Consider the following 23,823-nt stretch of genomic DNA (forward strand, 5'->3'; position numbering starts at 1 on the left):
GAACCAGAGGACAACAATAAAAATTGGAGACCCCATGACCTACGAATCCATCCAGTTCAAGATCGACAGCGGCATCGCCCTCCTGACCCTGAACCGCCCCGACCGCCTGAACAGCTTCACCCAGGCCATGCACCTCGAAGTGCGTGACGCCCTGGACAAGCTGCAGGCCGACAAATCCGTGCGCGTGCTGGTCCTCACCGGCGCCGGCCGCGGCTTCTGCGCCGGCCAGGACTTGTCCGACCGCGCCGTCGAACCCGGCGCCCCGGGCGTGGACCTCGGCGAATCGGTCGAGAAGTTCTACGCCCCGCTGGTCCTGACGCTCAAATCGCTCCCCATGCCGGTCATCTGCGCGGTGAACGGCGTGGCCGCAGGCGCCGGCGCCAACCTGGCGCTGGCATGCGACATCGTGCTGGCCGCGAAATCGGCCAGCTTCATCGAAGCCTTCTGCAAGCTGGGCCTGATCCCCGACACCGGCGGCACCTGGCACCTGCCGCGCCTGATCGGCCACGCGCGCGCCACGGGCCTGGCCATGCTGGGCGACAAGCTGAGCGCCGAGAAGGCCGAGCAATGGGGCCTGATCTGGGCCTGCGTGCCGGACGAAGCCCTGATGGACCAGGCCATGGCCATGGCCGAGCACTTCGCCGCCGCCCCCACGAAGGGCCTGGCCTTCACCAAGAAGGCGTTGCAGGCCAGCTGGGCCAACACGCTGCCGGAACAGCTCAAGCTGGAGGCCGGGATGATGCGCGAACTGGGCTACAGCCACGACTACCGCGAAGGCGTCGCCGCCTTCATCTCCAAGCGCCCGGCGCACTTCAAGGGAGAGTAAGCATGCAGGCACTTCCCGACCCACTCCCCAAGGGCAACATCGTCGCCGTCGTCGGCAGCGGCGCCATGGGTTCCGGTATCGCGCAGGTAGCCGCCAGCGCCGGCCACCAGGTGCTGCTGTTCGACACCCGTCCGGACGCGGCCGACAAGGCCATCCTGGAGATCGGCAAGACCTACGCCAAGCTGGTCGAGAAGGGGCGCATGGCCGCGCTTGACGCCGACCAGGCGCGCGCGCGACTACAACGCATCGGCACGCTGCAGGAAGCGTCCGCGGCTGCGCTGGTCGTGGAGGCCATCGTCGAGAACCTGGACGCCAAGCGCGCGCTGTTCCTTGAGCTGGAAGGCGTGGTCGGCGACGACTGCATCCTCGCCACCAACACCTCGTCGATCTCGGTCACCGCGATCGCCGCACCGCTGCGCCGTCCGGAGCGCCTGGTAGGCATGCATTTCTTTAACCCGGTGCCGCTGATGGCGCTGGTCGAAGTCATCAGTGGCATCGCCACCGACAAGGCCGTGGCGGACACCGTGTACGCCACCGCGGAAAGCTGGCGCAAGAACCCGGTGCACGCGAAGTCGACGCCCGGCTTCATCGTCAACCGCGTCGCCCGTCCATACTACGCGGAAAGCCTGCGCCTGCTGCTGGAACAGGCCGGCGACCCGGCGACGATCGACGCCGTGCTGCGCGACTGCGGGGGGTTTCGCATGGGCCCGTTCGAGCTGATGGACCTGATCGGCCACGACGTCAACTTCTCGGTCACGAACTCGGTGTATGACGCCTACTTCGGCGACCCGCGCTTCACGCCCTCGATCCTGCAGCAGGAACTGGTCAACGCCGGCTTCCTGGGCCGCAAGACGGGCCGCGGCTTTTACCGTTATGGCGAGGGTGTCGAGAAACCTGCCGTGCAGACCGAAGCACCGCAAGCGAAGCCGGAATCGGTCTCGATCGTCGGCAACGAGTCCGACGCGATCGCAGCGCTGGCCGCGCGCCTCGCCGCTGCCGGTTATGCGCTGCCGCGCGAGGAGACCCTGGACGCTGCGCCCGGCTTCGTATGCAACGGCGCCGCGGTCTATCTCACCGATGGCCGCAGCGCCACCGAGCGTGCCGCCGAGAGCTGGCATGACGACACCGTCGTCTACGACCTGCTGCTGGATGCCTCCGGCGCCACCCGCATCGCGCTGGCCCGCGCCGACCAGTGCAGCGACGCCGCCTACCATGCCGTGGTCGGGATGTTCCAGGCCGCCGGCTTTGCCGTCACCCGCCTCGACGACGTGCCCGGCATGGCCGTGATGCGCACCGTCGCCATGCTGGCCAACGAAGCGGCCGACGCCGTCAACCAGGGCGTGTGCAGCGCCCGCGCCGTCGACATCGCGATGCAAAAAGGAGTGAATTACCCGCGCGGCCCGCTCGCCTGGGCAGACAGCGTCGGACTCGAGCACATCGTCGCCGTCCTGTCGAATCTTGCCGCCACCTATGGCGAAGACCGCTACCGCGTGTCGCCGCTGCTGCGCCGGAAGATCGCTGCCAATCCGCACGGAGCGACCTTCCATGCTTCGTGACCCACAGGCGCTGGCTATACTCGCCGGCAAGACCATGTACGAGCGCGACCCGGCCAGCCAGGCCCTGGGCATGCTGCTTGACGAGATCCGCCCCGGCTATGCGCGCATGTCGATGCGCATACGGGGCGACATGCTCAACGGGCACGCCACCTGCCACGGCGGCTATATCTTCATGCTGGCCGATAGCGCCTTCGCTTTTGCCTGCAACTCGCACAACTTCAATACCGTGGGCGCCGGCTGCACCATCGACTACCTGGCGCCGGGCTTCGAGGGCGACGTGCTGGTGGCCGAGGCGGTGGAGCAGGCCTTGCAAGGTAAAACCGGCGTTTACGACATCACCGTGACCAACCAGGACGGGCGCAAGGTGGCGCTGTTCCGCGGGAAGTCGCACCGCGTCAGCGGTTTGGTGGCCGAGGTCGGGGAGTAAAAGCTTTTTGCAAGACGACGAGGAGGTCGAGATGGTCCAACGCGCATTTTCTTCCGCCCCTGCTGCGCAGGAGCTGGAGCCGATCGAACGCGCCAGCCGCGACGAACTGCAGGCCCTGCAGCTCGAGCGCCTGAAATGGTCGCTGCGCCACGCCTACGAGAACGTGCCGCACTACCGCGCCGCCTTCGACGCCGCCGGCGTGCACCCTGGCGACCTCAAGTCGCTCGGCGACCTGGCGAAGTTCCCGTTCACCGACAAGAAGACCCTGCGCGACAACTACCCCTTCGGCCTGTTCGCGGTGCCGCGCGAGAGGGTAGCGCGCATCCACGCCTCGAGCGGCACCACCGGCAAGGCGACCGTGGTCGGCTACACCCAGCGCGACATCGACACCTGGGCCGGCGTGGTCGCGCGCTCGATCCGCGCGGCGGGCGGGCGTGGCGGCGACATGGTGCACGTCGCCTATGGCTACGGCCTGTTCACGGGCGGCCTCGGTGCGCACTACGGCGCCGAACGGCTCGGCTGCACGGTGATCCCGATGTCGGGCGGGCAGACCGAGAAGCAGGTGCAGCTGATCGAGGACTTCAAGCCCGCGATCATCATGGTCACGCCCTCGTACATGTTGAACATCATCGAGGAGTACACGCGCCAGGGGCTGGACCCGGCAAAGTCCTCGCTCAAGGTCGGCATCTTCGGCGCCGAGCCATGGACCGACGCCATGCGCCGCGAAATCGAAACCCGCGCCGGCATCGACGCGGTCGATATCTATGGTCTCTCGGAAGTGATGGGCCCTGGCGTGGCCAGCGAGTGCATCGAGAGCAAGGATGGCCCGGTCATCTGGGAAGACCATTTTTATCCCGAGATCATCGACCCCGACACCGGGGCGGTCGTACCCGACGGGGAAGAGGGCGAGCTGGTGTTCACTTCGCTCACCAAGGAAGCGCTGCCGATCATCCGTTACCGCACGCGCGACCTCACGCGCCTGTTGCCGCCGACATCGCGTTCGATGCGCCGCATGGGGGGCATCACGGGACGCTCGGACGACATGCTCATCATCCGCGGCGTCAATGTATTCCCGAGCCAGATCGAAGAGATCATCCTGAACATGCCGGCGCTGGCGCCGCAGTACCAACTGGTGGTGGCGCGCGACGGCCACCTCGACACCCTGGAAGTGCTGGGCGAACTGCGTGACGGCGCCTTGTCGCCGAACGACGTGGACCTGCTCTGCCGCGAACTGCAACACTGCATCAAGACCCATGTGGGCGTGACCACGCGCGTGTGCTTGATGCCGCCCGGCGGCATCGAACGCACGCTGACCGGCAAGGCCCGGCGCGTGGTGGACAAGCGCCCCAGGAACTGAACCGAATACCAAGGAGACAACATGACTGACGCATTCATCTGCGACGCCATCCGCACCCCCTTTGGCCGCTACGGCGGCGCGCTCTCGACGGTGCGCGCCGACGACCTGGGCGCGCTGCCGATCGCCGCCCTCATCAATCGCAACAAGGATGTCGACTGGGCTGCCGTCGACGACCTGTTCTACGGTTGCGCCAACCAGGCGGGCGAGGACAACCGCAACGTCGGCCGCATGGCCGCGCTGTTGGCCGGGCTGCCGCAGGAGGTGCCGGCGAATACCATCAACCGCCTGTGCGGCTCGGGCATGGATGCCGTCGGCACCGCCGCGCGCGCCATCCGCGCCGGCGAAGCGAACCTGATCATTGCCGGCGGCGTCGAAAGCATGACCCGCGCGCCCTTCGTGATGGGCAAGGCCGACAGCGCCTTCTCGCGCGCGGCCAAGATCGAGGACACCACCCTTGGCTGGCGCTTCGTCAATCCGCTCATGAAGGCGAAGTACGGCATCGACTCGATGCCGGAAACCGCCGAGAACGTGGCGGTGGAGTTCAATATCAACCGCGCGGACCAGGATGCCTTTGCGCTGCGCAGCCAGCAGCGCTGGGCCCGTGCCAATGCGGAGGGCTTCTTCAAGGACGAGATCGTGCCGGTCACGCTGCACTCCAAAAAGGGCGAGTCGCGCGTGTTCGACACCGACGAGCAGCCGCGCCCGGATACCAGCATCGACGCGCTGGCAAAACTGAAGGGCGTGGTGATGCCCGACGGGACGGTCAGCGCCGGCAATGCATCGAGCCTGAACGACGGCGCCTGCGCGCTGCTGCTGGCATCCGGCGACGCCGCGTCGCGTTTCGGCCTCACGCCGCGCGCCCGCGTGGTCGGCATGGCCACCGCCGGCCTGGCGCCGCGCATCATGGGCTTCGGCCCGGCGCCGGCCGTGAAGAAGCTGCTGGCGCAGACCGGGCTGACGCTGGCCCAGATGGACGTCATCGAACTGAACGAAGCCTTCGCCGCCCAGGGCCTGGCCGTGATGCGCGACCTCGGCTTGCCGGACGACGCGGCGCACGTGAACCCGAACGGCGGCGCGATCGCGCTCGGCCACCCGCTCGGTGCTTCGGGCGCACGCCTGGTGACCACGGCCGTCAATCAGCTGCATCGCACCAAGGGGCGCTACGCGCTGTGCACGATGTGCATCGGCGTGGGCCAGGGCATCGCGATCATCGTCGAGCGGGTGTAAGCATGGTCAAGGTGTACGAGATCGACGGCGTGCGACCGGTGGTGCATCCCACAGCCTACGTGCATCCGAGCGCTGTCCTGATCGGCGACGTGATCGTCGGCCCGCGCTGCTACATCGGCCCGCTGGCCTCGATGCGCGGCGACTTCGGGCGCCTGATCCTGGAAGAGGGCGCCAACCTGCAGGACACCTGCGTGATGCACGGCTTCCCGGGCGAGGATACGGTGGTCGAAGTCGATGGCCACATCGGCCATGGCGCGGTGCTGCACGGCTGCCGCATCAAGCGCAATGCGATGGTGGGCATGAATGCGGTCGTGATGGACAAGGCGGTGGTGGGCGAGGAGTCGATCGTGGCCGCGATGAGTTTCGTGAAGGCGGGGATGATCATCCCGCCGCGCAGCATGGTGATGGGCACGCCCGCAAAGGTCATGCGCGAGCTCACCGATGACGACGTGAAGTGGAAGAGTTTCGGGACGCGCCAGTACCACGAGCTGAACCTGCGCTCGCTGCAGACGATGCGAGAAGTCGAGGCGTTGACGGAAGTGGAGCCGGGCCGGAGGGGCATCGAGTTCGACCCCGAGGGCAGGCACAAGCCGAAAGCCTGATTGCACCGCCGGCCCCGTCGTTCCCGCGCAGGCGGGAACCCAATGTTGTGTGAGTAGTGTCGGCTTGCGCAGACGGCTGCGAAGCGAACCTGGATCCCAGCCTGCGCGGAATGACGCTGGTTAACCGTGGCGGATATGAATTAGGTCGGCAATACCTGAAGAGATAACTGACTGGAGACAAAAACATGGGCAACATCGCCACCTTGCAAAGCCTGATCGCCGGCCGCTGGCACGGCCTCGAGGCACACATGCCGCTGCACAGCGCGCTGAACAACGAACTGATCTTCCACACCCACCTTGAACCGATCGATTTCGACGAGGCCGTCACCTATGCCCGCAAGACCGGCGTGCCCCAGCTGATGGCGCTGGATTTCCAGAAGCGCGCCCAGCGCCTGAAGGCGCTGGCCCTGTACCTCATGGAGCGCAAGGAAGAGCTGTACGAGATCTCGCACCTGACCGGCGCCACCCGTCCGGACAGCTGGGTCGACGTCGAAGGCGGCATCGGCACCCTGTTCGCCTACGCCAGCATGGGCTCGCGCGAGCTGCCGTCCTCGAACGTGCTGCACGAAGGCCCGGCAATTAGCCTGGGCAAGCGCGGCGGCTTCGCCGGTACCCACATCCTGGTGCCGCGCGGCGGCCTGGCGGTGCACATCAATGCCTTCAACTTCCCGATCTGGGGCATGCTGGAAAAATTCGCGCCGAGCTTCCTGGCCGCGATGCCCTGCATCGTCAAGCCGGCTACCGCCACCAGCTACCTGACCCACGCGACAGTGAAAATGATGATGGAGTCCGGCCTGCTGCCGGAAGGCGCGCTGCAGCTCGTCATCGGCTCCACCGGCGACCTGCTCGACCGCCTGGGCGGTTTCGACGCCGTGACCTTCACCGGCTCGGCCGACACCGCCGCCAAGCTGAAGGCCAACCAGAACCTGATCCGCCAGTCCGTCCCGTTCACGGCCGAAGCCGACTCGCTCAACTGCGCGATCCTGGCGCCGGACGTGACCCCCGACGATCCGGAGTTCGACCTGTTCGTCAAGGAAGTGGCGCGCGAGATGACCGGCAAGGCCGGCCAGAAGTGCACGGCCATCCGCCGCGTCATCGTGCCCGAGCAGCACGCCGATGCCGTAGGCAGCCGCCTGCGCGAGCGCCTGGCGAAGATCACCGTCGGCAACCCGAAGGTCGAGGGCGTGCGCATGGGTGCGCTGGCTTCGATGGACCAGCACCGCGACGTCTCCGAGCGCGTCGAAATGCTCGCGCGCGGCAACGAGGTCTTGTATAGCGCCCGCGACGGCTTCAACCCGGTGGGCGATGGCTGCGCCAACGGCGCCTTCTTCGCCCCGACCCTGCTGCTGTGCCGCAACGCATTGAATAACGACGCCGTGCACGACATCGAGGCTTTCGGCCCGGTCTCTACCCTGATGACCTACCGCGACATCGACGAAGCCCTGATTCTCGCCGCGCGCGGCAAGGGCAGCCTGGTGACGACGCTGGTGACCAGGGACCCGGCGATCGCCGCCCACGCGGTACCGATCGCGGCCGCCTCGCATGGGCGCGTGCACATCCTCGAGCGCGAATCGGCGGTGGACTCCACCGGCCACGGCTCGCCGCTGCCGCAGCTCAAGCACGGCGGCCCGGGCCGCGCCGGCGGCGGTGAGGAGCTGGGCGGCATCCGGGCGGTGAAACACTTCCTGCAGCGCGCCGCGGTGCAGGGTTCGCCGACCATGCTGGGCGCCGTCACCGGCGAGTACGTGCGCGGCGGCGCAGTGAAGGAAACGGAAGTGCACCCGTTCCGCCGCTGGTTCGAGGACCTGGAGGTAGGCCATTCGCTGCTGACCCACCGCCGCACCGTGAGCGAGGCGGACATCGTCAACTTCGGCGGCGTCTCGGGTGACTACTTCTACATGCACTTCGACGAGATCGCGGCCAAGGACACCCAGTTCGGCAAGCGCATCGCCCACGGATACTTCGTGCTGTCGGCGGCGGCGGGCCTGTTCGTGTCGCCGGCGCCGGGCCCGGTGCTGGCCAACTACGGCCTGGACAACCTGCGCTTCGTGGCGCCGGTGGCGATCGGCGACACCATCCGCGCCCGCCTGACCTGCAAGCGCAAGGTCGACCGCAACCGCACGGACGAACAGGGGCGCGGCCAGGGCGTGGTGGCGTGGGACGTGCAGGTGACGAATCAACACGACGAACTGGTGGCGAGTTACGATATCCTGACGCTGGTGCAAAAACGCGGCTAGAACCTGGCGATAGCTAACGATAACGCGTGCGTGGATGGCACCGCCGCCCACGATCAACCGAGGAGACCGAAGGCATGGCGAGACTGGACCTGAGCAGTATTCCCGTACTGAAAGGCACGGGCTACCCCGAGCAGTTCGCCGAGCTGGTGGACGGACGCACCAGGCAGGCACTCGGCGACGCCGGCGGCCTGGCCCAGTTCGGCGTCAACCTGGTCGAGCTGCAGCCGGGCGCGGCCTCGTCGCAGCGTCACTGGCACTCGCACGAGGACGAGTTCGTGATGATCGTGTCCGGGGAACTGGTGCTGGTGACCGACGAAGGCGAGACCATCATGCGCGCCGGGGACTGCGCGGCTTTCCCGGCGGGAAAGCCGAACGGCCACCATCTCGTCAACCGCAGCTGGGGGCAGGGAGTGTTCCTGTGCGTCGGCTCGCGCGTCAAGGAAGACGTGGCGAGCTATCCCGACATCGACCTGCGCTATGACGGCGCGACGGATACCTATACGCACAAGGACGGCACGCCGTATCCACCGCGCGCGCCGCACGGCTGAGCAAACCGGCCTGTATCAGCTCAGTTCAGCTTCCTCGCATAGCGGCTGCGGATGTGCTGGCTCACGAAGGTGGACAAGCCGCGTCCCTCGCGCGCCAGTTCCTGCATTCTGGCAATGTTCTCGGCCCCGGCGCTGCGCTCGGTGTACAGATAACGGTCGCCTCCGGTGAACTGGATGGTGATCGAGTCCTTGTCGATGTCGTAGGCGACCACACCGGATTCGCCGCTCGTGTTGCGGTAGCGGTGCATGTGCATCTCCATGGCTTACGTCGATACCATCCATGTGGGCATGGTCCTTGTCAGTACAAGGCGCCATGCGGATCCGGCGTTCAATGACCGATCTTGCGCTGCACCTTCAGCAGCCCGCTTTCCGTCCGCACGGCAACCAGATCCGCATAGTCCGGCACCGGGGCCGAACGCGTCTCCACGGGATGCGTGTGGGTGGCGGTGACGACGATGCTGTCCATGCCGGCTGCCTCGGCGGCCGCCAGCCCGATCGGCGTGTCCTCGAATACCAGGCAATCCTGCGGCGCCACGCCCAGTTTTTTCGCGCCCAGCAGGAACGGGTCCGGCGCCGGCTTGCCGTGCTTGACGTCTTCGGCCGACACCAGCAGGGGCGGCAGGGGCAGGCCGGCGGCGGCGATGCGCGCCGTGGCAAGCGGGCGCGAGGCCGAGGTGACGATCGCCCAGCGGTCCGTCGGCAGGCTGGCCAGGAAACGCCCCACGCCGGCGATTTCCTCGATGTCGGCCACGTCCTCGATCTCGGCCAGCGCAATGCCCAGCGCCTCGGCCACCGGATCCACGCCGGGCAGGCCCAGCTTACGGATGGTGTCCTCGGTGCGCTTGCCGTGGACGGTGGGCACGAACGTCACCGGGTCGAGCCCGTGGCGCAATGCCCACGCGCTCCAGACCCGCTCGGCGGACTTGATCGAAGTGAGGATGGTGCCGTCCATGTCGAACAGGAAGGCGGCATATTCACGCGCGGGCAGGACGTTAGGGTTGGTCGGCGTCACGGATGGGTTCTCGTTATCGGTTGAGCAAGGCCCGCTGAAGCGGGCAGGGCGCCCAGCATAGCGCAAACGGCGCAAGCCTTTCGCCCGCCAGACCGGCCAATCATGCCCTTGCTTGAAAAACCATGGGAGTGAGCATTCCGGAATAACAAACGGCAACCCAGGTGGGTTGCCGTTGGGCTGGATGGCAGCCGGGCCGGATCAGCGGACGCGGCGGCGTGCAGCCAGCAGGCCTGCGAGGGCCAGGCCGAACAGCGCTGCCGATGCCGGTTCCGGCACGTCGCTGGCTTCTTGCTGTTTCAGCGACAGCGTGCCCAGGAGGCGCGCGTCCGAGTCGCCGTTGGTGCCGCCGAACGTGAACTGCAGGGTATCGCCGGCATTGACGTTGGCGAAGGTGTAGGTGCCCGCATAGCCAAAGCCGCCCGAAGGCGCGCTGCAGCAATTTGCAGGGCCGGCATTGACGAGCGAATCGGTGCTGCCCATCGAGGACGACGCGTTCAGGAATGCGGTAACCATGAAGTAGGCGTGGAAGCCGCTATAGGTCCAGTCGAAACTGTAGTCGCCGGCTTTGTCGGCAATGGCCGTCGCGCTCCAGCTCTGCGTCGAGTACACGTCCGGTCCGGCAAGTGCGTAGGTCAGGTCGGCTCCGGCTGCGGTCTGGGTTGCCGCGGTGGTGCCCGGCCCGGTGATGTTCCAGGTGAGCACGCCGGCGTTGGCGGCGGGAGCGAAAGCGAATGCGATGGCTACGGCGAGCGCAACGGCTGGGGTGTTGGATACGAGTTGTTTGAACATGATGGCTCCAGTTGTTGTTGTACGTAGGAATCCCTGCAGTTCGTGCATAAATGCAATTACCATGCCAAAAGGAAATAAATACGTATATTCAACAACTTGCCGAAAAGCTTACTATTCACCTTCCTTGAAGTGTAAATATTTTCGACACAAGGGCTGGCAGACGGGAGCCGGTTTTGCCGGCCGCGCGTTCGGCCGGTATGGAAGCAAACCTTGCGTTTACTTGTGCCGGGTGTGAACGCGTGGACGGCAGCGCCGTCCACCCTGCATTACGCCAGTTGCTGGCGCACGCGCGCGATCGCCTTGCGCACCTGATTCGGCGCCGTGCCGCCCACGTGGTCGCGCGCCGCCACCGAGCCTTCCAGCGTGAGCACGGCAAACACGTCCTGTTCGATCAGCGGAGAGAACGCGCGCAGCTGTTCCAGCGACATCTCCGACAGGTCGCAGCCGGCCACGTCGCAGGCGCGCACCGCGTGCGCCACGGCTTCGTGCGCGTCGCGGAAGGGCAGGCCCTTCTTGACCAGGTAATCGGCCAGGTCGGTCGCCGTCGCATAGCCCTGCAGGGCGGCGGCGCGCATGTTCTCTGCCTTGACCGTGATGCCGCCGGCCATGTCGGCGAAGATGCGCAGGGTGTCGGTGACGGTGTCGATGGTGTCGAACAGCGGTTCCTTGTCTTCCTGGTTGTCCTTGTTGTAGGCCAACGGCTGGCCTTTCATCAGCGTCAGGAGGCCGTTCAGGTGGCCATAGACGCGGCCAGTCTTGCCGCGCGCCAGTTCCGGCACGTCCGGGTTCTTCTTTTGCGGCATGATCGACGAGCCCGTGCAGAAGCGGTCGGCGATGTCGATGAAGCCGATGCGCGGGCTGATCCACATCACCAGCTCTTCCGAGAAGCGCGAGACGTGCATCATGATCAGCGAGGCGGCGGCGGTGAATTCGATGGCGAAGTCGCGGTCCGACACGGCGTCGAGCGAGTTGTGGCACACGTCCTCGAAGCCCAGGGTTTTCGCCACGCGCAGGCGGTCGATCGGGAAGGTGGTGCCGGCCAGGGCGGCCGCGCCCAGCGGCAGGCGGTTCACGCGGCGGCGCGCGTCCTGCATGCGTTCAAGGTCGCGACCGAACATCTCGACGTAGGCCAGCATGTGGTGGCCAAAGGTGATCGGCTGGGCGACCTGCAGGTGGGTAAAGCCCGGCATGATGGTGTCGGCATGGCGCTCGGCCAGGTCCGTCAGGGCACTGCGCAGGCTGTTCAAGAGGCCGACGATGTCGTCGATGGCCGCACGCACGTACAGGCGGATGTCGGTAGCCACCTGGTCGTTGCGCGAGCGGCCGGTATGCAGGCGCTTGCCGGCGTCGCCGACCAGTTCGGTCAGGCGCTTCTCGATGTTCAGGTGCACGTCTTCCAGGTCCAGCAGCCACTCGAAGGTGCCGGCCTCGATCTCGCCCTTGATCTGTGCCATGCCGCGCTCGATCTCCGCACGGTCCTGCTCGCTGATGATGCCTTGCGCGGCCAGCATCTCGGCGTGGGCGAGCGAGCCCTGGATGTCGAACGGCGCCAGGCGCTTGTCGAAGAATACGGAGGCGGTATAGCGCTTGACGAGGTCGGAGACGGGTTCGGAGAAGCGCGCCGACCAGGCTTCGGCTTTCTTGGAGAATTGTTCGGTCATGGTGGGATCCCTGTTGGTATCCCACGATTATAACTGGCATGTGTATGACCGAGTCGGGCCCGAAAGACCGGCACTGCCGCTGCCGAGCCTTGCCTGCACAATGGCCGCGCTGCTAGCCGGGCCCGTGTATGGACGCCCGGCGGCTATCGGAAGCGGGCGTCCAATTGCGCGTTAGGCACCATGCAAACGGCGCTAGAATTGGTTTTTTTGCCAGATCCACGGTTCCCATGATTACCAACGATTCCAGCTTCCAGGTCAGTACCGACCAATCGCGGCTCGATGTCCCGATGATCTACCGCTTCCTGAGCGAACAATCCACCTGGGCCGTCGGCATTTCGCGTCCTGTCGTCGAGCGCGCCATCGAGAATTCGCTGTGCTTCGGCGGCTATCTCGACGGCCGCCAGATCGCCTTCGCACGGGTCATCACCGACTATGCCACCTTCGCCAACATGGTCGATGTGTTCGTCGTGCCGGAGTACCGCGGCCACGGCTACGGCAAGCAGATGATCGGCGTCGTGCTGCGCCATCCCAGCCTGCAAAAGCTGCGCCGTTTCACCGTGAATACGAACAACGCGCACAGCCTGTTCGAACGCTTCGAATTCACCCCGCTCCAGCAGCCGGAAGCCTGGATGGAGCGATACTTTCCGAACATATATTTGTCCTGAGCATACTCAACACGGCGACGCCCTTCTCGAATCAGGCTTACGATAGTCTGAACCGAGAGGAAGCCGCATGTTCCAGGTCGTCGCCCATGTTGTCGTCCAGGTTGCCGCGAAGCTTGCCACGAAGCTCGCCACGAAACTGATCGTGCGTGCATTGCTCGGTGTCGCCATCCTGGGCAGCCATCCGCTCGGCGCCGCGGAAGCCGTGCAGCCGAAGGGCTCGCTCGTCATCATCGGTGGTGCCTTGCGCGGCGATAACGCGGCCGTATGGGAACGCATGGTCCAGCTCGCGGGCGGCAAGGGCGCCCGCATCGCCGTGTTCGCTTCCGCTTCCGCCAATCCCGAAAAAGCGGGCAAATTCCTCGTAGAACGATTCAACCAGTACGGCGCCAGGGCATTCTTCGTGCCGGTCGCCGTGCGCCTGAGCGGCACCGACTACCGGGCGGCGGCCGACGATCCCGCCCTGGCCGCCAGCGTGCGCACCGCCGGCGGGGTCTTCTTCGCGGGCGGCGACCAGGGCCGCATCACGCGCGCGCTGCGCCGTGCGGACGGCAGCAACACCCGCATGCTCGACGCGCTGTGGGACATGTACCGGCGCGGCGGCGTCATCGCCGGCTCCAGCGCCGGCGCCGCCATCATGAGCAGCACCATGTTCGGCCATCCCAAGCCGGTCCATGCCACCCTCAAGCTCGGCCTCGACGACGGCAAGGAAATCACGCCCGGCCTGGGCTTCATCGGCGACGACGTCTTCATCGACCAGCACCTGCTGGTGCGCGGGCGTTTCGCGCGCATGGTGCCGGCCATGCTCAAGAAGGGCTACAAGATCGGCCTCGGCATCGACGAGAACACCGCGATGGTGGTCGGCCCCGACCGCGACGTGGAGGTGATCGGTTATCGCGGCGCGCTGCTGGTCGATTTGTCGCGGGCGGTGCCGCAGGATGGCCTGCAGGGGGGGCCACTGAGCGTCAGCAACGTGCGCCTGAGCTACCTGGACAACGGCGACCGCTTCAACCTCGCCACGCGGGTGTTCACGCCGTCGCAGGACAAGATCGACAACAAGGTCGACCCGGGCAAGCCGTATTACCGGGAGCCGATCTTCTCGGCCGATATCCTCGGCAACAGCACGGTGGTCGACCTGATGGCCAAGCTGATCGACAGCGACCAGCTTGACGCCATCGGCCTCTCGCTCGGCAGCCCGCACGGCGCCCAGCCCGACCTCGGCTTCGAATTCAAGCTCACGCGCACGGACGACAGCGTCGGCTACATGTCCTCGCTCACCGAGTTCTATTCGGTCTACAACATGCGGCTTGACGTGCGGCCGATCGTCGTGCCGCGGCCGCTGTACCAGTACCGGCAGGCCGGGTCCCTGGCGGTGTCGTCCGCAGGTTCCGGGTCCGGCGACAGCAAGGCGGACGCCGCCAGGTGATGGTCGAACTGGCATCCTTCCCGCAGTAGAATGGACGACCTTTCCCTTTCGAGGACCGTCCATGCTCCGTCTTTTCCTTCGCTTCCTGATTGCCGTGCTGGCGCTGGGCCCTGCAAGCACGATGGCCCAGCCGGCCCAGCCGGCCACTGTCCGGGTCGACTACACCCACAGCGGCAACGCACTGCAAGACCAGTACGCCCTCGAACGCGTCGTCATCGAGCCGCTGCCCTGGCCCGGCAGCACGGCGCGTAACCTCGACGACACGAACCGCGGCCACAACCGTGTCGAGGTGGTCGATGCGAAGACCGGCGACCTGTTGTATTCGCGCGGCTTCTCGACCATTTTCGGGGAGTGGCGCACCACCGACGAAGCGAACAAGATCAGCCGCAGCTTCCAGGAATCGGTGCGCTTCCCGAAGCCGGACCGCCCGGTGCGCGTGCGCATCCTCCAGCGCGACGAGCGCAACCAGTTCTCGGTCGCATGGAGCGTCGAGGTCGATACCGATGCGCAGGAGGTGGTGAAGAAGCAGCCGGCACTGCCAGTGAAACCGATCCCGATCCATGTCAGCGGCCCGTCGCCCGACAAGGTCGACCTGCTGGTCATGGGCGACGGCTACACCGCGGCCGAGATGAACAAATTTGAAGCGGATGCGCGGCGCCTGACGCAGCACCTGTTCACGGTGTCGCCGTTCCGCGAGCGCGCCAGGGATTTCAATGTGTGGGCGCTGGCCGTGCCGACGGAAGAATCGGGCATCAGCCGCCCTTCGGAAGGCACGCACCGTGCGTCGCCGCTGGGCACGCGCTACGACATTTTCGACAGCGAGCGCTACGTGCTCACGCTCGACAACCGCGCGCTGCGCGACATCGCCCAGCACGCGCCCTACGAGTTCATCGAAATCCTGGTCAACAACGAGACCTACGGCGGCGGCGGCATCTTCGGCCAGTTCAGCACCGCGGCGGCCGGCAACGCGTGGGCCAACTACCTGTTCGTGCACGAATTCGGCCACCACTTCGCCGGCCTGGCCGACGAGTACTACACCTCGCCGGTCGCCTACGCGGCCGCCAGCACGCGCATGGAGCCGTGGGAGCCGAACGTCACCGCACTGCGCGATCCGGCCAACATCAAGTGGAAGCGCCACGTGAAGGCCGGCACGCCGCTGCCGACCCCGTGGCCGAAGGCGCAATACGAAGCAGCGTCGCGTGCCTACCAGAAAAAGCGCGCCGACTTGCGTGCGGCCAAGCGTCCGGAAAGCGAGATGAATGCCTTGTTCCACGAGGACCTGAAAGCGACCAATGCGCTGTTTGCCGGCAAGCCTGGTCGGCCACTGCCGCATCGCCACGACGTGGGCGCATTCGAAGGCGCGAACTATGAAGCCAGCGGTTACTTCCGGCCGACGATGCAGTGCCTGATGTTCGACCGCAGCGAGGCGTTCTGCCCGGTCTGCCAGGACGGGATTGCCGACATCATCGACCTCTACGCCGGGCCTGCCCGGCAGTAAAGTTTGCTTACAACTCCGATCTGCCTAAGTGGCGTGGCTAACAGACCCGGCGAGTGGGGAGTCCGTATTCTGGACTCGTAGTCAGACAACAACTATTACGCAGATATCGCTGGATATGCGCTGGACTGCGTGACCACCACCGGAAAGGAAACACCATGAACAAGCTGATCGCCACCCTCATCGCCGGCCTGCTGGCTACTGCCGCCAACGCCCAGACCACCGCCACTCCAGCCGCCACCAAGGCCGTCGTGAAAGCGGAAGCCGAAGCCGAGAAGGACATCGCCAAGGCGGAAGAGAAGGAAGCCAAGGTCGCGGCCAAGGCCGACGAGCGAGTGCGCGAGGCCGTGGCCGACGCCAACGAAAAGCGGTCAAAGGCGCATGCCAAGGCCGTCGAGGCCCATAACGATGCGGTAGAAAAAGTCGCCAAGGCCGATCCGGAAGACCGCGCCAAGGTGGCTGCCAAGGCCCAGGAAAAACTGGCCGATGTGAACCTGAAGACCGACCGCAAGATGATCAAGGCCGACGAGAAGCTGCTGAAAACCCAGGTCGATGCGGCTGCAGACAAGGCGACCGCTGCGGCGAAGACCGAGGCCGTGCGGGCCGAGGCGATGGCCGAGGTGCATCAGGCGGCGGCGAAGAAGTAAGCTGCGAAGAAGTAAGCTGTATTGTGTGAATGAAGAACGCCGGCTTGCCGCCGGCGTTTTGTTTGTTGCTGACCTTATTGGTGCGTGTGCAAAATTGGGTTCCGGCGCAGGCCGGAACCCAAGTTCGGTGCGCACCCACAAGCGCTTGCGTGCACCAGGTACAAAAAACGCCGGCATCGAACCGGCGTTCTTTATCGCACAACAAGGCCCGTTCAGTCCGTCGACCGCATCGCCAGGTCCTGCGCCTTGAGCTTGGCCGACAGCGGCTTGCCCTTGCGCGCCCGCTTGCCGAAGTGCGGCTCCAGGCCGGACGCGAACAGCTCCACCGTGCGCGGCTTCGAGCCGGCCCAGGTGCCGATGACGTTCACGCCCTTCTGGCTGATCGGTTGCGCCGCCAGCAGGGTTTCCTTCGGTTCCAGTTCCATGAGCGTCACACCGCGCCCGCCATTGGTCAGCACCTTCATCTCGTCGATGCCGAACACCAGCACGCGGCCCTTCTCGGACAGGCAGGCCACCGCGCCGGCATTGTCGAGCACGATGCGCGGCGGCAGCGGCACGGCGCCGTCGTCCAGCGTGATGAAGGACTTGCCGCCCTTCAGGCGGCTGACCATGTCGCCGGCCTTGGCGACGAAGCCGAAGCCGTTCGAGGCGGCCAGCAGCAGGCGCGTTTCCGGATTGCCCGCGAAGTAGTGCAGGATACGGACGCCGCCCGACAGGTCGACCAGGGTCGTGATCGGCACGCCGTCGCCGCGCGCTCCCGGCAGCGCCGCCACCGGCACCGAATACACCTTGCCGTTGCTGCCGATGCCCAGCAGGGTGTCGACGGTGCGGCATTCGAAAGCCTTGTACAGCGAGTCGCCGGCCTTGAAGGTGAACTGCGCCGGGTCGTGGCCAATGCCGGTGCGCGCGCGCACCCAGCCTTTTTCCGAGACGATCACCGTCACCGGCTCGTCGATGATCTTCTGCTCGGCCACGGCGCGCTGCGCCTCTTCGATCAGGGTGCGGCGCTCGTCGCCGTACTGCTTGGCGTCCGATTCGATCTCGCGGATGATCAGGCGCTTCATCGACGACGGATTTTCCAGGATGTCCTCGAGCTTTTCCTTTTCCGAGCGCAGCTCGGCCAGCTCCTGCTGGATCTTGATCGCTTCCAGGCGCGCCAGCTGGCGCAGGCGGATCTCGAGGATGTCCTCGGCCTGGCGCTCCGACAGGCGGAAGCGCTCGATCAGGGCCGCCTTCGGCTCGTCCGAATTGCGGATGATCGAGATCACCTCGTCGATGTTCAGCAGGACGGTCTCGCGGCCTTCCAGGATGTGGATGCGGTCGTTGACCTTGCCCAGCCTGAACTCGGTACGGCGGCGGATGGTGACGAAGCGGAAGTCGATCCATTCCTGCAGGATCTCCAGCAGGCCCTTCTGGCGCGGGCGGCCGTCGCCGCCGATCATCACCAGGTTCATCGGGCTCGAGGTCTCCAGCGAGGTGTGCGCCAGCAGCATGAGCATGAATTCGGTCTGGTCCTGGTTCTTCGACTTCGGTTCGAACACCAGGCGCACCGCCGCTTCGCGGCCCGACTCGTCGCGCACGGTGTCGAGCGCGCCGAGGATGGTCTGCTTGAGCGCCAGCTGCTCGGGCAGCAGCGTCTTCTTGCCCATCTTGACCTTCGGGTTGGTCAGTTCCTCGATCTCTTCGAGCACGCGCTGCGCCGAGGTACCCGGCGGCAGTTCGGTCACGACCGCCTGCCACTGGCCGCGCGCCAGCTCCTCGATCTTCCAGCGCGCACGCACCTTCAGCGAGCCGCGGCCGCTGGCGTACATGTCGGCGATCTGCGAGGCCGGGGTGATGATCTGGCCGCCGCCAGGGAAGTCCGGGCCGGTGACGTAGGTCATCAGCTCGGCATGGGTGATCTTCGGGTTGCGGATCAGGCTGACTGCCGCCTGCGCCACTTCGCGCAGGTTGTGCGAGGGGATTTCGGTGGCCATGCCGACCGCGATGCCGGAGGCGCCGTTGAGCAGCACCATCGGCAGGCGCGCCGGCAGCTGGCGTGGTTCAAGGGTCGAGCCGTCGTAGTTCGGCACGAAGTCCACCGTGCCCATGTCGATCTCGTCGAGCAGCAGGCGCGACACCGGCGTCAGGCGCGCTTCGGTGTAGCGCATCGCCGCAGCGCCGTCGCCGTCGCGCGAGCCGAAGTTGCCCTGGCCGTCGATCAGCGGGTAGCGCAGCGAGAAATCCTGGGCCATGCGCACCAGCGCGTCGTACACCGACTGGTCGCCGTGCGGGTGCAGTTTACCGAGCACATCGCCGACCACGGTGGCGGATTTGCGCGGCTTGGCGGTGTGGCCCAGCCCCAGTTCGTGCATCGAGAACAGGATGCGGCGCTGGACCGGCTTCTGGCCGTCCGAGACGTCCGGCAGGGCGCGGCCCTTGACCACCGAGACGGCATAGTCGAGGTAGGCGCGCTCGGCGAAGGTGGAGAGGGTGAGCGTCTCGACGTCGTCGGAGGGCTCGTGTTGTTGTTCGAAGAGGCTTGCTTGCGTCGTCATGATTGTTTGTTCGTTCTTGGGCGGGGCTGGTAGCGGCGCTAGCAAAAATTGGGCTCCCGCCTGCGCGGGAGCGACGGTTTTTCAGCCACTGGCCTCAAGACCGTCATTCCCGCGCAGGCGGGAATCCAAGTTTGCAAGCGGACCACTACCTCATCAGATATCCGCCTCAGTTTCATTGCCGTGCTCTTCCAGCCACGCCCGACGGGCGGCGGCTTCGCCTTTACCCATCAGCATGTTGAAGCGCGATGCCGACTCGGCCAGGTTGTACTGGCCCAAGGCCACCGGCAGCAGGCGGCGGGTGTCCGGGTTCATGGTGGTTTCCCACAGCTGTTCGGCGTTCATCTCGCCCAGGCCCTTGAAGCGCGAGATGCTCCAGCTGCCTTCCTTCAGGCCTTCTTTTTTCAGCTTGTCCTCGATCGCCAGCAGTTCGCCGTCGTCCAGGGCGTACAGCTTCTGGATCGGCTTCTTGCCGCGTGCCGGCACGTCCACGCGGTACAGCGGCGGGCGCGCGATGCACACGTGGCCGTTGCGGAACAGGGCAGGGAAGTGCTTGAAGAACAACGTGAGCAGCAGCACCTGGATGTGCGAGCCGTCCACGTCCGCATCGGACAGGATGCAGATCTTCCCGTAGCGCAGGCCGGTCAGGTCCGGGTTGTCGTCCACGCCGTGCGGGTCGACGCCGATCGCCACCGCGATGTCGTGGATCTCGTTGTTGGCGAACAGGCGGTCGCGGTCGGTCTCCCAGGAATTCAGGACCTTGCCGCGCAGCGGCAGGATGGCCTGGAACTCCTTGTCGCGGCCCATCTTGGCCGAGCCGCCCGCCGAGTCGCCCTCGACCAGGAACAGTTCGTTGCGCGTGATGTCGGTCGATTCGCAGTCGGTCAGCTTGCCCGGCAACACGGCCACGCCCGAGGATTTCTTCTTCTCGACCTTTTGCAGCGAACGCAGGCGGGATTGCGCCTGCTTGATGACGAGTTCGGCCAGCTTCTTGCCGTATTCGACGTGCTGGTTCAGCCACAGTTCGAGCGGCGGACGGGTGAAGGTCGAGACCAGCTTGACCGCGTCGCGCGAATTCAGGCGCTCCTTGGTCTGGCCCTGGAACTGCGGGTCGAGCACCTTGGCCGACAGCACGAACGAGACGCGTGCGAACACGTCTTCGGGCAGCAGCTTGACGCCCTTGGGCAGCAGCGAGTGCATCTCCACGAAGCTTTTCACGGCGCCGAACAGGCCGTCGCGCAGGCCGGATTCATGCGTGCCGCCGCTGACGGTCGGGATCAGGTTGACGTAGGATTCGCGCACCACCGAGCCTTCCTCGGTCCAGGCCACCACCCAGGCCGCGCCTTCGCCCTCGGCGAAGCCTTCGTCGCCGGCTGCCGCATACTGCGCGCCTTCGAACAGGGGAATCACGGTCTGGCCGTTCGAGCTCTGGGCCAGCGCTTCGGTGAGGTAACCGCGCAGGCCTTCGTCGTAGCGCCAGGTCTGGACGTCGCCGGTCTTGGCGTTGGTGAGCGTGACGGTCACGCCCGGCAGCAGCACCGCCTTCGAGCGCAGCAGGCGCTGCATCTCGCTCAGGGGAATGTTCGGTGAATCGAAATATTTGCCATCGGGCCAGGCGGTGACGCGGGTACCGTTCTTCTTCCCGCCACGCTCGGCAGGGCGCGAGCTCAGCGGCTCCACGACCTCGCCGGCTTCGAAGGCCAGTTGGTGCACGCCGTTGCCGTTCTCGTCCTTGCGCCAGACGGTGATTTCCAGGCGCGTGGACAAGGCATTCGTCACCGAGACGCCGACGCCGTGCAGGCCGCCCGAGAACGCATAGGCGCCGCCCGAGCCCTTGTCGAACTTGCCGCCCGCGTGCAGGCGGGTGAATACGATCTCGACGGTCGGCACGTTTTCTTCCGGATGCAGTCCAACCGGAATACCGCGGCCGTCGTCCTCGACCGTGACCGAGCCGTCCGTATTCAGCGTCACGGCAATGTTCTTGCAGTGTCCGCCCAACGCCTCGTCCGAGGCGTTGTCGATTACTTCCTGGATGATGTGCAGCGGATTTTCGGTCCGGGTGTACATGCCCGGACGCTGTTTCACGGGCTCGAGTCCCTTGAGGACGCGGATGGATGATTCGCTGTAGTCGGATGCGGGTTTCTTGGTCGCCATGCTGAAGTTCTTAAATTTAATGCTTGCGCATTCTATCTTGTCGGACGGAAAAGAATTGATCTTTTCGAGATCTCAAACGTGCTTGTTTGTCCGCACCGTTGTGCTAGATTAAAACGATGTGGCTCGGAAGATGCCAAAGGAAAGGCTGGAAAAGCGATGCACGCCACCAGATATCCCTACACCGTCCGCCTGGTCGGATTCGCGCCTGCTGAATGCGCCCGGCTGGAGAGCCTGCTGGCGCAAGCCCCACGCACGGGGCCGTCGTATTTTTGCCTGCACGACGACAGCTTGCAAGAGCCCGACCTCTACCTGGCCAATGGCGACAACCCTGCCGCGCTGGCGCGGCTGTCCTGCCTGCCGCCCGGCAGCCTGCAACCGATCCTGCTCATCGGCGGCGGTGGCGGCGACGCCGGCAGCCGGCGCGCCCTGCCGCGGTCCGTCGACCCGGCCCGGCTCTACAGTACCCTGGCCGAGCTGCTCGACAACCATGTGCAGGCACTGGCGGCACTGGCCGCGCGCGGCGAGCACTGCCTGCCGGAGCGGCGACGAAGGCCGAGGCTGGGGCCCGATACCGAAGCCCCGGCCCATTACCAGCGGATGCGCCAGGGACCGCCCGACGGCGCAGTGCTCATCATCGACAAGGGCGGCGTCTTCCGCGACCACGTGGCGCGCGTGGTCGGCAACAAGCTCGGTACCACGTTCGACAACTGCGTCGGCAACTGCGGCCGGCCGGTCGAATGGACCGACAGCAGCCGCGCCGCCGTGCGCCTGTGCGATGAAACCCCCGTCTCGCTCGTCATGATCAACACCTGTGCCCCCGGCATCGAGCCCTACAGCCTGAGCAGCGCCATCAAGTCGCAGGATGGGGCGGGGCGCACCGCCGTGCTGTTCCTTGTCGGGCAATCGTTCAAGTACGACAGCCTGCGGGCACGCGACGCCGGTGTACGCGGCCTGCTCGACAAACCGGTGGCCGACCGCCACCTGGTCGCCACTTTCCAGAAGTTGCTGGCCCTGCCGGCCTGAAAACTACTGTAATTGCATACAGTATTAACTGAAAATGGAAATCCTGCAAGCTGCCGTTCCGGCCATGCCACGCCGCTGCGTTGTCTCGAAAGCACACGCCGCCATGGATCTTGCCGGCCAAACGATGGAATTTTTGTAACAAATTCAAATCGTGCGCGGCCGTAGCAAGGCTATATTGATGGTCATGGCGGAAGACGAACGAAACCCACCCGAAGAAACGCCCGGTCCCCCGATCGAAAAGCGTCCCGACTCGCCCGTACGGATCCCTGACAGGCGTGCGACGCGCGGGCCATCCCTGCGGGGCATACCCCGCTACCAGCGCGACGGCGATACGCCGCTGGCGTTGGCGGGACGGGTCCTGAGCTCGCGCTGGCGTGCACTGCGCGAGCGTTTCAACCGCGATTTCATGCACCGGACGCTCCATATCGGCGTATCGGCACGCATCTTCCATCCGGAGCCAGGCTCGAAAGGCCTGCTCAGCAAGAATCTCCAGTACCTCGAAGAATCGATTGCCCAGTGGGTGATGTCGCGCGATGTGCTGGTCTTCATGATCCCGACCGTGAACACGAACGGGCTGCTTCACCCCAGCAACATCACCCTGCGTCACTACGCGCGCCACCTCGACGGGCTGGTGCTGCAGGGCGGGGCGGACGTGGCGCCGCAGACCTATTCCGAAGTCCCGACCCGCCCCGAATGGAGCGGCGACCGGGCGCGCGACGTGTATGAACTTGAACTGCTGCACGAATTCGTCGATGCCGGCAAGCCGGTGCTGGGCGTGTGCCGCGGCTGCCAGCTGATCAACGTCGCCTTCGGCGGTACGCTCTACCAGGATGTCGTCACCAACCTGCCGGAGGCGATGGCCCACGTGCACGACATCTACGACGCGCACCGCCACGCCATCCGCTTCCCGGCCGGGTCTTCGCTCGGCAAGATGTTTGCGGGTGTCGAGCGGCCGATCGTCAATTCGATTCACCACCAGGCGGTCAAGGAGCTGGGGCGCGACATCCGCGTCGAGGCCTATTCCGACCCTGACGGCATCGTCGAGGCGATCCGCTACGAGCGGGCCGACTTCGTCATGGGCCTGCAGTGGCACCCCGAGTTCCACCGCGCCGGCGGCACCGAACTGCTCGACTGCACGCCGGTGCTCGACGAATTCCTGCGCGCCGCGCGCGAAACCCGGCTCTGAGCCGGGCTTCGTTTCTGCCGAAAACGCTTGCGTTCGCCCGTCTACGGGATAATAATGGAATGAGAATCATTCTCGTTTGATTTCCAGGGCAACCGTTGAGGAGAGGCGTGCATGAACATTCCCTTTGCAGACCCGGCACTGCCGGCGCCAGCGCCGGGGCAGGGCCGGCAGGACGTGCTGCTGGTGGCGTCGCTGCTGCACCTGATGTCGCATTACACCGCGCGTGGCGATGGCGAACAGCCCTGCGTGAAGCTGGCTTCGGTGATCGAGCGCCACCTGTGCGCGCTGGCGCGCCTGCCGGAGATCGACCCGGTGCTGCGGGCCACCTGCGACCAGCTGGCCGAGCGCTGGGCCGCTCTGGTGGACCAGCGGCTGCCAGCACCACTGCCGGTGAAGCAGCCGCTGCTGGCCAGGTTCATGAAAGGACAGTGGGGTGGGAAGGCGGCGTAACAAG

21 protein-coding genes are annotated in these 23,823 nt (G+C 65.8%); 15 read left to right on the top strand and 6 right to left on the bottom strand.

Features of this window, described 5'->3' with window-relative positions; translation table 11 throughout:
- Positions 1 to 34: 34 nt before the first annotated feature.
- The 8 genes from paaG to ACFFJK_RS20650 all read left to right on the top strand — a co-directional run bounded on the left by paaG (position 35) and on the right by ACFFJK_RS20650 (position 8,780).
- A complete protein-coding gene (gene paaG / locus ACFFJK_RS20615; RefSeq protein WP_379681552.1) occupies positions 35 to 826 on the top strand; it encodes a 2-(1,2-epoxy-1,2-dihydrophenyl)acetyl-CoA isomerase PaaG in 792 nt (263 codons plus the stop codon).
- Positions 827 to 828: 2 nt separating this feature from the next.
- The gene (gene paaH / locus ACFFJK_RS20620; RefSeq protein ID WP_379681553.1) at positions 829 to 2,382 is read left to right on the top strand and encodes a 3-hydroxyacyl-CoA dehydrogenase PaaH; all 1,554 of its coding nucleotides are present in this window, start codon (positions 829 to 831) and stop codon (positions 2,380 to 2,382) included.
- Positions 2,372 to 2,809 carry a hydroxyphenylacetyl-CoA thioesterase PaaI gene (gene paaI / locus ACFFJK_RS20625; RefSeq protein ID WP_379681554.1) on the top strand — a complete coding sequence of 146 codons (438 nt, stop codon included), beginning with the start codon at positions 2,372 to 2,374 and terminating at the stop codon, positions 2,807 to 2,809. Before paaH ends, paaI begins: the two co-directional genes overlap by 11 nt.
- Positions 2,810 to 2,840: 31 nt before the next feature.
- Positions 2,841 to 4,166: a phenylacetate--CoA ligase PaaK gene (gene paaK / locus ACFFJK_RS20630; protein ID WP_379681555.1), complete on the top strand. Its 1,326-nt coding sequence runs from the start codon at positions 2,841 to 2,843 to the stop codon at positions 4,164 to 4,166.
- 21 nt (positions 4,167 to 4,187) lie between these two features.
- A complete protein-coding gene (pcaF, locus tag ACFFJK_RS20635; protein ID WP_379681556.1) occupies positions 4,188 to 5,393 on the top strand; it encodes a 3-oxoadipyl-CoA thiolase in 1,206 nt (401 codons plus the stop codon).
- Between the two features lie 2 nt (positions 5,394 to 5,395).
- A complete protein-coding gene (gene paaY / locus ACFFJK_RS20640) occupies positions 5,396 to 5,995 on the top strand; it encodes a phenylacetic acid degradation protein PaaY (RefSeq protein ID WP_379681557.1) in 600 nt (199 codons plus the stop codon).
- Positions 5,996 to 6,180: 185 nt separating this feature from the next.
- Positions 6,181 to 8,232, top strand: a complete 2,052-nt coding sequence (gene paaZ, locus ACFFJK_RS20645; RefSeq protein ID WP_379681558.1) for a phenylacetic acid degradation bifunctional protein PaaZ — start codon at positions 6,181 to 6,183, stop codon at positions 8,230 to 8,232.
- A 74-nt stretch (positions 8,233 to 8,306) separates the two neighbouring features.
- On the top strand, positions 8,307 to 8,780 hold the full coding sequence (locus tag ACFFJK_RS20650; RefSeq protein WP_379681559.1) for a cupin domain-containing protein: 474 nt from the start codon (positions 8,307 to 8,309) through the stop codon (positions 8,778 to 8,780).
- 20 nt (positions 8,781 to 8,800) lie between these two features.
- Here the strand turns inward: ACFFJK_RS20650 and ACFFJK_RS20655 are convergent, their stop codons facing one another.
- The 4 genes from ACFFJK_RS20655 to argH form a co-directional block, all read right to left on the bottom strand.
- A complete protein-coding gene (locus ACFFJK_RS20655; RefSeq protein WP_036251760.1) occupies positions 8,801 to 9,028 on the bottom strand; it encodes a hypothetical protein in 228 nt (75 codons plus the stop codon).
- An 80-nt stretch (positions 9,029 to 9,108) separates the two neighbouring features.
- Positions 9,109 to 9,792 carry an HAD-IA family hydrolase gene (locus ACFFJK_RS20660; protein WP_379681560.1) on the bottom strand — a complete coding sequence of 228 codons (684 nt, stop codon included), beginning with the start codon at positions 9,790 to 9,792 and terminating at the stop codon, positions 9,109 to 9,111.
- 198 nt (positions 9,793 to 9,990) lie between these two features.
- Positions 9,991 to 10,581, bottom strand: coding sequence for a PEP-CTERM sorting domain-containing protein (locus ACFFJK_RS20665; RefSeq protein ID WP_379681561.1), 591 nt, complete (start codon positions 10,579 to 10,581; stop codon positions 9,991 to 9,993).
- Between the two features lie 266 nt (positions 10,582 to 10,847).
- Positions 10,848 to 12,242 carry an argininosuccinate lyase gene (gene argH, locus ACFFJK_RS20670; protein WP_379681562.1) on the bottom strand — a complete coding sequence of 465 codons (1,395 nt, stop codon included), beginning with the start codon at positions 12,240 to 12,242 and terminating at the stop codon, positions 10,848 to 10,850.
- A 227-nt stretch (positions 12,243 to 12,469) separates the two neighbouring features.
- Here argH and ACFFJK_RS20675 point away from each other — a divergent pair, with 227 nt between their 5' ends.
- The 4 genes from ACFFJK_RS20675 to ACFFJK_RS20690 all read left to right on the top strand — a co-directional run bounded on the left by ACFFJK_RS20675 (position 12,470) and on the right by ACFFJK_RS20690 (position 16,472).
- Positions 12,470 to 12,907 (top strand): GNAT family N-acetyltransferase, encoded by a 438-nt coding sequence (locus ACFFJK_RS20675; RefSeq protein ID WP_379681563.1) that lies wholly within the window; start codon positions 12,470 to 12,472, stop codon positions 12,905 to 12,907.
- Positions 12,908 to 12,974: 67 nt separating this feature from the next.
- Positions 12,975 to 14,330, top strand: a complete 1,356-nt coding sequence (locus ACFFJK_RS20680; RefSeq protein WP_379681564.1) for a cyanophycinase — start codon at positions 12,975 to 12,977, stop codon at positions 14,328 to 14,330.
- A gap of 61 nt (positions 14,331 to 14,391) precedes the next feature.
- Positions 14,392 to 15,828 carry an IgA Peptidase M64 gene (locus tag ACFFJK_RS20685; protein ID WP_379681565.1) on the top strand — a complete coding sequence of 479 codons (1,437 nt, stop codon included), beginning with the start codon at positions 14,392 to 14,394 and terminating at the stop codon, positions 15,826 to 15,828.
- Positions 15,829 to 15,983: 155 nt separating this feature from the next.
- Positions 15,984 to 16,472 (top strand): hypothetical protein, encoded by a 489-nt coding sequence (locus ACFFJK_RS20690; RefSeq protein WP_379681566.1) that lies wholly within the window; start codon positions 15,984 to 15,986, stop codon positions 16,470 to 16,472.
- Positions 16,473 to 16,684: 212 nt separating this feature from the next.
- Here the strand turns inward: ACFFJK_RS20690 and parC are convergent, their stop codons facing one another.
- On the bottom strand, positions 16,685 to 19,009 hold the full coding sequence (gene parC / locus ACFFJK_RS20695; RefSeq protein WP_379681567.1) for a DNA topoisomerase IV subunit A: 2,325 nt from the start codon (positions 19,007 to 19,009) through the stop codon (positions 16,685 to 16,687).
- Positions 19,010 to 19,162: 153 nt separating this feature from the next.
- A complete protein-coding gene (locus ACFFJK_RS20700) occupies positions 19,163 to 21,160 on the bottom strand; it encodes a DNA topoisomerase IV subunit B (RefSeq protein ID WP_379681568.1) in 1,998 nt (665 codons plus the stop codon).
- A 156-nt stretch (positions 21,161 to 21,316) separates the two neighbouring features.
- Between ACFFJK_RS20700 and ACFFJK_RS20705 the strand changes: the two genes are divergently transcribed.
- The 3 genes from ACFFJK_RS20705 (at position 21,317) to ACFFJK_RS20715 (ending at position 23,819) form a co-directional block, all read left to right on the top strand.
- Positions 21,317 to 22,183, top strand: a complete 867-nt coding sequence (locus ACFFJK_RS20705) for a response regulator (RefSeq protein ID WP_379681569.1) — start codon at positions 21,317 to 21,319, stop codon at positions 22,181 to 22,183.
- A 184-nt stretch (positions 22,184 to 22,367) separates the two neighbouring features.
- Positions 22,368 to 23,369: a gamma-glutamyl-gamma-aminobutyrate hydrolase family protein gene (locus tag ACFFJK_RS20710; protein ID WP_379681696.1), complete on the top strand. Its 1,002-nt coding sequence runs from the start codon at positions 22,368 to 22,370 to the stop codon at positions 23,367 to 23,369.
- A 111-nt stretch (positions 23,370 to 23,480) separates the two neighbouring features.
- Positions 23,481 to 23,819 (top strand): hypothetical protein, encoded by a 339-nt coding sequence (locus ACFFJK_RS20715; protein WP_379681570.1) that lies wholly within the window; start codon positions 23,481 to 23,483, stop codon positions 23,817 to 23,819.
- Positions 23,820 to 23,823: the final 4 nt, after the last annotated feature.

Origin of the sequence: Massilia consociata (genome assembly GCF_042432755.1) — a bacterium.
Lineage (GTDB): Bacteria > Pseudomonadota > Gammaproteobacteria > Burkholderiales > Burkholderiaceae_D > Telluria > Telluria consociata.

Coding starts and splice junctions, on each gene's coding strand:
- paaI (WP_379681554.1), top strand. CDS start 2,372: ATGCTTCGTGACCCACAGGCGCTGGCTATACTCGCCGGCAAGACCATG.
- ACFFJK_RS20665 (WP_379681561.1), bottom strand. CDS start 10,581: ATGTTCAAACAACTCGTATCCAACACCCCAGCCGTTGCGCTCGCCGTA.
- ACFFJK_RS20680 (WP_379681564.1), top strand. CDS start 12,975: ATGTTCCAGGTCGTCGCCCATGTTGTCGTCCAGGTTGCCGCGAAGCTT.
- argH (WP_379681562.1), bottom strand. CDS start 12,242: ATGACCGAACAATTCTCCAAGAAAGCCGAAGCCTGGTCGGCGCGCTTC.
- ACFFJK_RS20650 (WP_379681559.1), top strand. CDS start 8,307: ATGGCGAGACTGGACCTGAGCAGTATTCCCGTACTGAAAGGCACGGGC.
- parC (WP_379681567.1), bottom strand. CDS start 19,009: ATGACGACGCAAGCAAGCCTCTTCGAACAACAACACGAGCCCTCCGAC.
- paaZ (WP_379681558.1), top strand. CDS start 6,181: ATGGGCAACATCGCCACCTTGCAAAGCCTGATCGCCGGCCGCTGGCAC.
- pcaF (WP_379681556.1), top strand. CDS start 4,188: ATGACTGACGCATTCATCTGCGACGCCATCCGCACCCCCTTTGGCCGC.
- ACFFJK_RS20715 (WP_379681570.1), top strand. CDS start 23,481: ATGAACATTCCCTTTGCAGACCCGGCACTGCCGGCGCCAGCGCCGGGG.
- ACFFJK_RS20705 (WP_379681569.1), top strand. CDS start 21,317: ATGCACGCCACCAGATATCCCTACACCGTCCGCCTGGTCGGATTCGCG.
- paaY (WP_379681557.1), top strand. CDS start 5,396: ATGGTCAAGGTGTACGAGATCGACGGCGTGCGACCGGTGGTGCATCCC.
- ACFFJK_RS20700 (WP_379681568.1), bottom strand. CDS start 21,160: ATGGCGACCAAGAAACCCGCATCCGACTACAGCGAATCATCCATCCGC.
- ACFFJK_RS20675 (WP_379681563.1), top strand. CDS start 12,470: ATGATTACCAACGATTCCAGCTTCCAGGTCAGTACCGACCAATCGCGG.
- paaG (WP_379681552.1), top strand. CDS start 35: ATGACCTACGAATCCATCCAGTTCAAGATCGACAGCGGCATCGCCCTC.
- paaK (WP_379681555.1), top strand. CDS start 2,841: ATGGTCCAACGCGCATTTTCTTCCGCCCCTGCTGCGCAGGAGCTGGAG.
- ACFFJK_RS20685 (WP_379681565.1), top strand. CDS start 14,392: ATGCTCCGTCTTTTCCTTCGCTTCCTGATTGCCGTGCTGGCGCTGGGC.
- ACFFJK_RS20655 (WP_036251760.1), bottom strand. CDS start 9,028: ATGCACCGCTACCGCAACACGAGCGGCGAATCCGGTGTGGTCGCCTAC.
- paaH (WP_379681553.1), top strand. CDS start 829: ATGCAGGCACTTCCCGACCCACTCCCCAAGGGCAACATCGTCGCCGTC.
- ACFFJK_RS20690 (WP_379681566.1), top strand. CDS start 15,984: ATGAACAAGCTGATCGCCACCCTCATCGCCGGCCTGCTGGCTACTGCC.
- ACFFJK_RS20710 (WP_379681696.1), top strand. CDS start 22,368: ATGGCGGAAGACGAACGAAACCCACCCGAAGAAACGCCCGGTCCCCCG.